Origin of the sequence: Bradyrhizobium sp. 137 (assembly GCF_023074095.1) — a bacterium.
Lineage (GTDB): Bacteria > Pseudomonadota > Alphaproteobacteria > Rhizobiales > Xanthobacteraceae > Bradyrhizobium.
In genome coordinates this window covers 1-7,691 of record NZ_JADPKU010000081.1, presented here as the reverse complement: position 1 = coordinate 7,691, position 7,691 = coordinate 1, and the positions used below count along the sequence as shown (strand labels likewise).

Genomic DNA, 7,691 nt, shown 5'->3' with positions numbered 1-7,691 from the left:
CCGCCACCCGGCAATACCGTCATGTGGCGCGGGCTGTCACGCCTCACCGACATAGCGCTAGGTGTCATGGTCGGAGGAGAATTTGTGGGTAATTGAAAGCCGGTCAAGGCCGTCGGAAAACCGGCGTTGCTCCTATCCATGTTGCTCCAAGGAGGATGTGGTTATGAGAACTTACGAAATGCCCCCGTTCTGGCGCTCGAGCGTCGGCTTCGATCGTCTGTTCGACCTCGTCAACGACGCGGCGAATGCGGACGACGATTATCCGCCGTACGACATCGCGCGTACCGGTGAGAACCAGTACCGGATCACGCTGGCACTGGCGGGCTTCAGCCCGGAGGAGATCACCATCACCGCCGAGCAATCAATGCTTACGGTTGAGGGGCGCAAGCCCAGCAAAGGTGATCAAGACTACCTGTACCAGGGAATCTCCCTGCGGCCGTTCCGCCGCGTTTTCAACCTGGCGGACTATGTTCAGGTCAAGGATGCGACGTTCGAAAACGGCATGCTGAGGATCGCTCTGGTTCGGGAAATCCCGGAGGCGATGAAGCCACGCCGTATCGCGATCGAAGTCGCCGGCAACGACAACCAGCAAATCGAAGGGAAGCAGACCGCCTGACGGAGTTCCGTTCGGGGCCGTCGAACCGCCTGCGCGGCGTGGCCGCGCGCGGCTGAATTTTGTCAAATGAGCATGAAGAAACAGGAAGGAGGAAAGCTATGCCCCTACGCGATCTCGTTCCCCGGAATAACGGCTCCCGCGATCTGAGTCCGCACCGCAGCGAAGCCAATCCGTTCCTCGCGCTTCATCGCGAGATGAATCGGCTGTTCGATGATGCGTTCCGCACGTTCGACGTCACTCCGTTTGGCTCCCAGGCGACCGGATGGCCGAACATCAAAGAGACGGAGAAGGAAGTCAACGTCACCGCCGAGGTCCCCGGTCTCGAGGAGAAGGACGTCAACGTCGAACTGAGGGGCGGCCTGTTGACCATCAGCGGCGAAAAAAGGAGCGAGACCGAAGACAAGGAGCGCCGCTTCAGCGAGCGCTACTACGGACGCTTCGAGCGCTCCGTCCCGGTCGACGATGTCGATCAGGACAAGGTCGAGGCGTCTTTCAAGAATGGCGTGCTCACCGTGACGCTGCCGAAGTTACCGACCACGCAGCACAAGGTGAAACGGATCGCCATCAACGGCAAGTAACCGCGGGACGGGCGGGAGTTCGCTTTCGCCCGTCACCGGACTGGCCTGTGCAAAGAGAGTGAGGGAAAGGAGCGAATGTAAGGAGTTGCAACATGAACACCATCTGGAAAAAGGACATGATCGCCGATGGGGTCAACCTAGTGATCGGCCTCGGCTTGTTCATCTCGCCGTGGGCCTTCGGGTTCGCCGCTGAAAGTCCCACCAACTGGAATGCCTGGTTGAGCGGCATCCTGATCGCTGCGCTGGCCGTTGCGGCGCTGGCGATATTCGCCGAATGGCAGGAGTGGATAGCTCTGGCCGCCGGCGTTTGGGTCGCCGTATCACCCTGGGTGCTGCACTTCTCGGCCAAGGCAACGGTGACACCGCTCCACGTCATCGCCGGAATCCTCGTCGCCGCTGTTGCGGCTCTGCGAGTTTGGCAACTGCATCAGGGCCATCCACGTGTGACAGCGTGAATGCTCGGCGAGGGGAGGCTGCGGCAGCCTCCCTTCGCAACTGACCTGCGCGAGTGCGCCATTTTGCTGGCCAAGCTCGTTGCCGCGAGATGAACCATGATGGTGCTGAAGTGAAAGGGAACACGCCAATACTGTCTCCGTCGACCGTTGGGCCAAGCGGAGAGATCGTGCTGACCTCGCGTTTGTACACGCTCGACAAGAAGCGTCGCCGGGTCCTTGCAGGCCTTACCCCTGAGGAGACGACCGAATTCGAACTTTTGGATGCTCAGCTTCCGCTAGATGGCAAGCCGACTTGGCGACATTCCGAGCTACCGCTCTCTCCGAAAGAGCAGCGGTGGCTGGAGCTGTTCCGAAGAATGGAGGCCGCGCGGAAGCAGACCGCTGCCTGAAGACGATTGCGCGTGCTGATCATGGAGGGTTGGCCAAAATACGCGTCCTTCGCAGGAATGGTCTCTTGGGCAAGGAGCCTGTTCGCCGGCGGCTTGCGCGAGAAAAGCCGTTCACTCAGCACAGCGAACGAGGATGCGCTGCGGCAACCACGTCCGCCGATCGTCGCGCAGAAGGCGCCGCCCGGGGCCTCGGGACACGACGGTCCCCAGGATGATTATTCTCTTCCAGAAGGATTGAGAAGGCCGCGCAAAGGACCGCTCAATAAATATACCGGCCGCAGGCCCAATTGCGGATCTGAACTTCGTCGTTGAACATGTGCTGGCGAGACTTGCCGGCGTTGTCCTGGCGGCTCTTGCGGTCCAATTCATTTTCGACGGTATTCGAGGCGCTCGGCTCCTGGTGGCCGATTGAAACGCTGAGGAGTGAAAAGTGGCAAGATCTGGACCGATCGGCTCTGGACCTGCGTGCACCGGCGGCAGTGTTCTTCTACTCGCCCGACGTCGCCGTGCGCGTCCGGAGCAGCATCTGGCTGGTTATGCCGGACTGATGCAGGTCGACGCCTTAGACTAGCCAAAGCGCGAGGCCGGTCAGTTCTTCGGCTGGCCGAAATCGAGTGGCGGTGGCAGTTCGATGTCCGGGATCTCGATCTTGATCTTGTCCAAATCCACCTTCGTCGGCGCGTCCAGCAGCCCAGTCACCGTTATTGGAAAGGCGATGACAACGGCAACCATGATCGCCTGCAGGCCGATCCAAGGCATTGCACCCCAATAAATGTCTGAGCTCTTGACTTCTTTTGGCGCCACGCCCCGGAGGTAGAACAAAGCGAATCCGAAGGGGGGATGCAGGAAGGAGGTCTGCATGTTGACGCAGAGCATGACGCCGAACCAGATCAAGGCAGCATCGGCACCGACGATGGGAGTCAGCAGCTTGTGTGCGATCGGCGCAATCATCGGGATGATGATGAAGGCGATCTCGAAGAAATCGAGGAAGAAGGCGATAAAGAAGATGAACAAATTGATGAAGATCAGGAAGCCCCACACGCCGCCCGGCAGTGATGTCAGCATGTGCTCCAGCCAGACACCACCGTTGCAACCCAAGAAAACGATCGAGAAGCAAGTCGATCCGATCAGGATGAAGGTCACCATGCAGGTGATGCGCATGGTGGTCTCATAACCCTGCTTAACCAGGGTGCGCAGGTCGGGAATCCTGATCGCCTCGATGCAGACCCAGGCCACTGCCAGATAGGCAATTGCGAAGGCAATCTTGAACGGCAGGTTAGGCGTGAAGTAGATGCCGATGATGGTGCCGACACCAGCAGCGGCGACGCCGACGAGCAAAACCCTGTGACCGGCCGAGCTGAAATCCTTGTGATGGATAACGGCAAGGACGATCGCGCCGACGGCGCCCATCGCGCCCGCCTCGGTCGGGGTGGCGAGGCCGAGCATCATGGTGCCGAGCACCACGAAGATCAGAACAGCGGATGGGATGATGCCCAGCAGGCATTTGCGCCAGAGCGCCCAACCTTTGAGCGTCCTCGCTTCCTTAGGCACGGCCGGGACATGGCCTGGCTTGATCAGGCTCAGAGCAAACGTGTAGCCCGCGAAGAGGGCGATCTGGAGGATCGAAGGCCCCCAGGCGCCCAGATACATATCGCCGACCGACTTCCCGAGTTGGTCGGCGAGCACGATCAGAACCAGCGAGGGAGGCACCAGCTGGGTAATGGTGCCGGACGCTGCAAGCACGCCGGTGATGTAGCGCATGTTGTAGCCGTAGCGGATCATGACCGGCATCGAGATCAGCGCCATTGCGATCACCTGCGCGGCCACCGTGCCGGTGATGGCACCGAGGATGAAGCCGACGATGATCACGGAATAGCCGAGACCGCCGCGAATGGGGCCGAACAACTGCCCCATCGAATCCAGCATATCTTCTGCGAGGCCGCATCGTTCGAGGATCGCGCCCATGAACGTGAAGAATGGAATTGCCAGCAGCAGCTCGTTGGCCAGCACGCTGCCGTAGATGCGCTCCGGGATTGCCTGGAGGAAGCTGAATCCGAAGAATCCTTCGTGGATCGCGAGAAATCCAAACGAAAGCCCGAGAGCGGCCAACGTGAAGGCGACAGGGAAGCCGATCAGCATCGCCAAGACCAGCCCGCCGAACATCAGCGGCGGCATCATCTCAATTGTGATCATTGGGTCGGCCGCTCGTATTTCGCATCGATGGTGACTTCGCCGCGCAGAGCCGCTGCTCGTTTGATGACTTCTGAGACACCTTGCAGAGCCAACATGAAGAATCCTGCCGGCAGCGCAAGCTTGATTGGCCATCGGAGGAGGCCGCCAGCATTATTGGACATTTCGCCGATGACGAGCGAGTTGTAGAACATCGACCATGACAGGTAACTGAGGAGCAGGCATGCCGGGACGAGGAAAACCAATGTCCCGATCAGGTCGAGCCATAACTGGCCGCGCTCGGAAAGCATGAGGTACATGATTTCGACACGCACATGCTCGTTACGTTTGAAGGTATAGGACGCGCCGAACATCACGACGACAGCGAACATATACCACTGCGTTTCGAGCCAGCTGTTGGAGCTGTAGCTGAAGGCGTACCGGATCATCGCATTTGCAGCGCTGACGAGACAGGCCGCGAGCACCAGAACGTTGCAGACGTTACCGATCTTCTCGTTCAGCCAGTCGATAGCTGCACTTATCGCCAACAATGGGCGCATCAATATCTTTCCCCGCTCGCTGAGTGCTGACCCCAAACGAGCAGGATCATGGTGCTGCATCAGCAGCCTTCCACATCTGCGCCGGAGCTAGTTCACCCTCCTGATGCTTCCGCTCGTTCTTGTTGTTCGATTTCCAGCGAGACCTGTGCAGGTCGCGGGCGCGCGTGAAGCAGGGCACCTTTATCGTCGGCAGTTTTCCGGTCAACAGAAAAATAGACAATTTGCCGCAGCGGCCACTAAAAAAGTTCGCGGCCGGTCTGGTGATGGCGATCGAACAGGTGTTCTGAGATTCCCCTGCGCGTGTGTTCGAAACGTCGAGGTCCGTCTAGCGCTGGACGTCGTACTGCTTGCTGAGGTGATCGCCGATCTGGACAAGCATGGCAACGCATTCGGGGTAGCCGGGCCGATCTGAGGTGGCTCGGTCCGCACTGGCTCGAAACTCCCAGGACTTGCCATCGCGGAGGATCGAAATGGTCATTCCATCGGGACAGTCGGCATGAACCTTCAACTCGGCCTTCGCCATGGCGATGAGTTCGCTTTCGGTTTTCACAGGATTGCTCATTAAGTTCATCCTTTAGTCTGAGAGAAACTTGCTGGTATCTGTCAAATTAGCAAACAGCCTTCTCCTTGATGCAAGGACCGGTCATTGAAGCTTACGCGAACCTGACAGAAGGCCGACCCGCCGCCCCGGTGCTTTTTCGCTGGCCGCGGCGCCGCGAATGCTGGAAAAGAACGCAGATGCGGCGCGAGCCGTGCGGTGATACCGGAACAATCGGCGGGAATTTGATGCGCCTTCTGATCGTCGAGGACAATGCCGAGCTGTCGCGGCTCGTGGCCGGCGGGCTGGCGGCTGCCGGGTATGAGAGCGACATCGTCGGCAGCGCAGCCGAGGCGCGCGAAGCTGTGAGCAGCGTCAGCTATGCCGCGATGATCCTCGATCTCGGCCTGCCCGACGGCGACGGCCTGGCAGTGCTGCGCGAGCTGCGCCTCAAGATGGAGCCGCTGCCGGTCCTGGTGTTGACCGCGCGCGGGGGCGTGCAAGACCGCGTCACCGGACTGCGCAGCGGCGCCGACGACTATCTCACAAAGCCGTTCGCGATGGAGGAGCTGGTGGCGCGGCTGGAGGCAATCCTGCGCCGGCCGGGCCAGCTGCTCGGCCGCTCGCTCCGCCTTGCCAATCTCGTCTACGACACCGAGAGCCGCCAGATCTTCGTCGACGACCAGCCGCGGATCATCTCCGCGCGCGAGACGTCGGTGCTGGAGATCCTGTTGCGCCGGCAGGGCCGGGTGGTGCCGAAGAAGAACGTCGAGGATCACATCTTCGGGCTCGAAGGCGAGGTCGCCTCCAACGCGGTCGAGGTCTATGTCTCCAGGCTGCGCAAGCAGCTCACCGAACACGGCGCCAAGGTGGTGATCCACACCATCCGCGGCGTCGGCTATCTCATGGCCGAGGAAAAATAGCGTGGCTGCCGGAGGCCATGTCAGATCGCTCACGTTCAAATCGCTGATCTGGCGGATCGTCTTCCTGCACATCGTGGCGGTCGCGATGGTCGCGATCGTCCTGCCGCTCGTGCTGTTCTGGCTGCTCAATTCCGAGATCGACCAGTTGCACCACGACGGCATGCGCGCCCAGGCCGAGGTGCTGGCGGAGCGCATCGTCACCCAGCCGGACGGCTCCCTGACGTTCAACCTGCCCGACAGTCTGCGCGGGCTCTATTCGGACGCCTACGGCCGCTATCAATACGACATTCGCGATGGCGAAGGCCGGCTGCTGTTTTCCTCGCATCGGCGGGCCGCAGCCGCGGCTCTTCGGCCGCCCGAGACGATTTCCGGCGCTGGCGTCACCCGGGTCATCGACGGCAAGACGGTGCGCATCCAGGTCGCCGAGGATCTCGCGCATCGCGACGTCATCATCGACGACATCGTCTCGAACTTCTTCCGACGGGTCGGGTGGATCACCATCCCCATCCTTCTGGTCCTGCTCGCAACCGACATCATCATCTTCCGCCGCGCGATCGCGCCATTGTGGAAGGCCTCGGAGGAGGCCAGCAATATCGGCCCGGCGCGCACCGACATCCGCCTGCCGACGAAGCAGATCCCGCGCGAGATCATGCCGCTCGTCACGGCAGTGAACCAGGCGCTCGACCGCCTCGAGGACGGCTTTCGGGTGCAGCGGCAGTTCACGGCCGACGCGGCTCATCAACTGCGTACGCCGCTCACGATCCTGCGCACGCGGATCGAGACGCTTGGCGACGGCGCGGCGCGTCAGGCGCTGCATGCCGACATCGAAGCCATGAGCCGGATCGTCGCCCAGCTGCTGGAGATCGCCGAGCTCGACACGCTGGTGCTCGACCCCGGCGAGACCGCTGACTTGCGCGCCGTCTGTGCCGAGGTGGTCGGTTCGATCGCCCCGTTTGCGATCGCGCAGCATAAGGACATCGCCCTGCGGGGCAGCGACGCGCCCGTCATGATCCACGGCAATTCGGAGATGCTTCAGCGTGCAGTCTTCAACCTCGCCGAAAACGCGATCAAGTTCACGGCGAGGGACACCGCCGTCGAGGTCGAGGTGGGCGAGGACGGCTCAGTGCGGGTGCGCGATCGCGGTCCCGGCATCGCGGAGGCCGAGCGCGAGCTGATCTTCCAGCGCTTCTGGCGCCGTGACCGCCAGCGCAGCGACGGTGCAGGCCTGGGCCTCTCGATCGTGCGCGGCGTCGCGGACGATCACGCCGCGACGGTCGCGGTGGAGAATCTCCCCGGCGGCGGCGCGGAGTTCACGCTGCGATTCAGGTTGGCGGGCTGAACTGACGTTTCACCCTCCCCCTCAGGGGCAGGGGAATCGCATGTGAGCGTTCTCTGTAAGGCATTGCGAATTGGGCAGAAATCGATTCTGAAGGTGGCTCCTGAGTTGGAAGGAGCGGCCGATG

10 protein-coding genes are annotated in these 7,691 nt (G+C 61.3%); 7 read left to right on the top strand and 3 right to left on the bottom strand.

Features of this window, described 5'->3' with window-relative positions; translation table 11 throughout:
• The first annotated feature begins 163 nt into the window (after nt 1-163).
• From IVA78_RS23710 to IVA78_RS23695, 4 genes are all read left to right on the top strand, one after another.
• Nucleotides 164-616: an Hsp20 family protein gene (locus tag IVA78_RS23710; protein ID WP_247281417.1), complete on the top strand. Its 453-nt coding sequence runs from the start codon at nt 164-166 to the stop codon at nt 614-616.
• A gap of 98 nt (nt 617-714) precedes the next feature.
• On the top strand, nt 715-1,194 hold the full coding sequence (locus IVA78_RS23705; RefSeq protein WP_247468239.1) for an Hsp20/alpha crystallin family protein: 480 nt from the start codon (nt 715-717) through the stop codon (nt 1,192-1,194).
• Nucleotides 1,195-1,286: 92 nt separating this feature from the next.
• On the top strand, nt 1,287-1,649 hold the full coding sequence (locus IVA78_RS23700) for an SPW repeat protein (RefSeq protein ID WP_247281419.1): 363 nt from the start codon (nt 1,287-1,289) through the stop codon (nt 1,647-1,649).
• A 167-nt stretch (nt 1,650-1,816) separates the two neighbouring features.
• On the top strand, nt 1,817-2,038 hold the full coding sequence (locus IVA78_RS23695) for a hypothetical protein (RefSeq protein ID WP_247281420.1): 222 nt from the start codon (nt 1,817-1,819) through the stop codon (nt 2,036-2,038).
• Nucleotides 2,039-2,626: 588 nt separating this feature from the next.
• On the opposite strand, the gene IVA78_RS23690 is transcribed toward IVA78_RS23695, so the two are convergent.
• The gene (locus IVA78_RS23690; RefSeq protein WP_247281421.1) at nt 2,627-4,231 is read right to left on the bottom strand and encodes a TRAP transporter large permease subunit; all 1,605 of its coding nucleotides are present in this window, start codon (nt 4,229-4,231) and stop codon (nt 2,627-2,629) included.
• The gene (locus IVA78_RS23685) at nt 4,228-4,767 is read right to left on the bottom strand and encodes a TRAP transporter small permease subunit (protein ID WP_247281431.1); all 540 of its coding nucleotides are present in this window, start codon (nt 4,765-4,767) and stop codon (nt 4,228-4,230) included. The genes IVA78_RS23690 and IVA78_RS23685 overlap by 4 nt, the downstream gene beginning before the upstream one ends.
• A gap of 164 nt (nt 4,768-4,931) precedes the next feature.
• On the opposite strand from IVA78_RS23685, the gene IVA78_RS34440 reads away from it, so the two are divergent.
• Entirely contained in the window at nt 4,932-5,054 is a 123-nt protein-coding gene (locus IVA78_RS34440) for a hypothetical protein (RefSeq protein WP_256464563.1), read from the top strand.
• A 38-nt stretch (nt 5,055-5,092) separates the two neighbouring features.
• Here IVA78_RS34440 and IVA78_RS23680 read toward each other — a convergent pair whose 3' ends face one another.
• Nucleotides 5,093-5,329: a hypothetical protein gene (locus tag IVA78_RS23680; RefSeq protein WP_247281422.1), complete on the bottom strand. Its 237-nt coding sequence runs from the start codon at nt 5,327-5,329 to the stop codon at nt 5,093-5,095.
• Between the two features lie 224 nt (nt 5,330-5,553).
• Between IVA78_RS23680 and IVA78_RS23675 the strand changes: the two genes are divergently transcribed.
• Nucleotides 5,554-6,228, top strand: a complete 675-nt coding sequence (locus IVA78_RS23675) for a response regulator transcription factor (protein WP_247281423.1) — start codon at nt 5,554-5,556, stop codon at nt 6,226-6,228.
• A 1-nt stretch (nt 6,229) separates the two neighbouring features.
• Nucleotides 6,230-7,567 (top strand): ATP-binding protein, encoded by a 1,338-nt coding sequence (locus tag IVA78_RS23670; RefSeq protein WP_247281424.1) that lies wholly within the window; start codon nt 6,230-6,232, stop codon nt 7,565-7,567.
• Nucleotides 7,568-7,691: the final 124 nt, after the last annotated feature.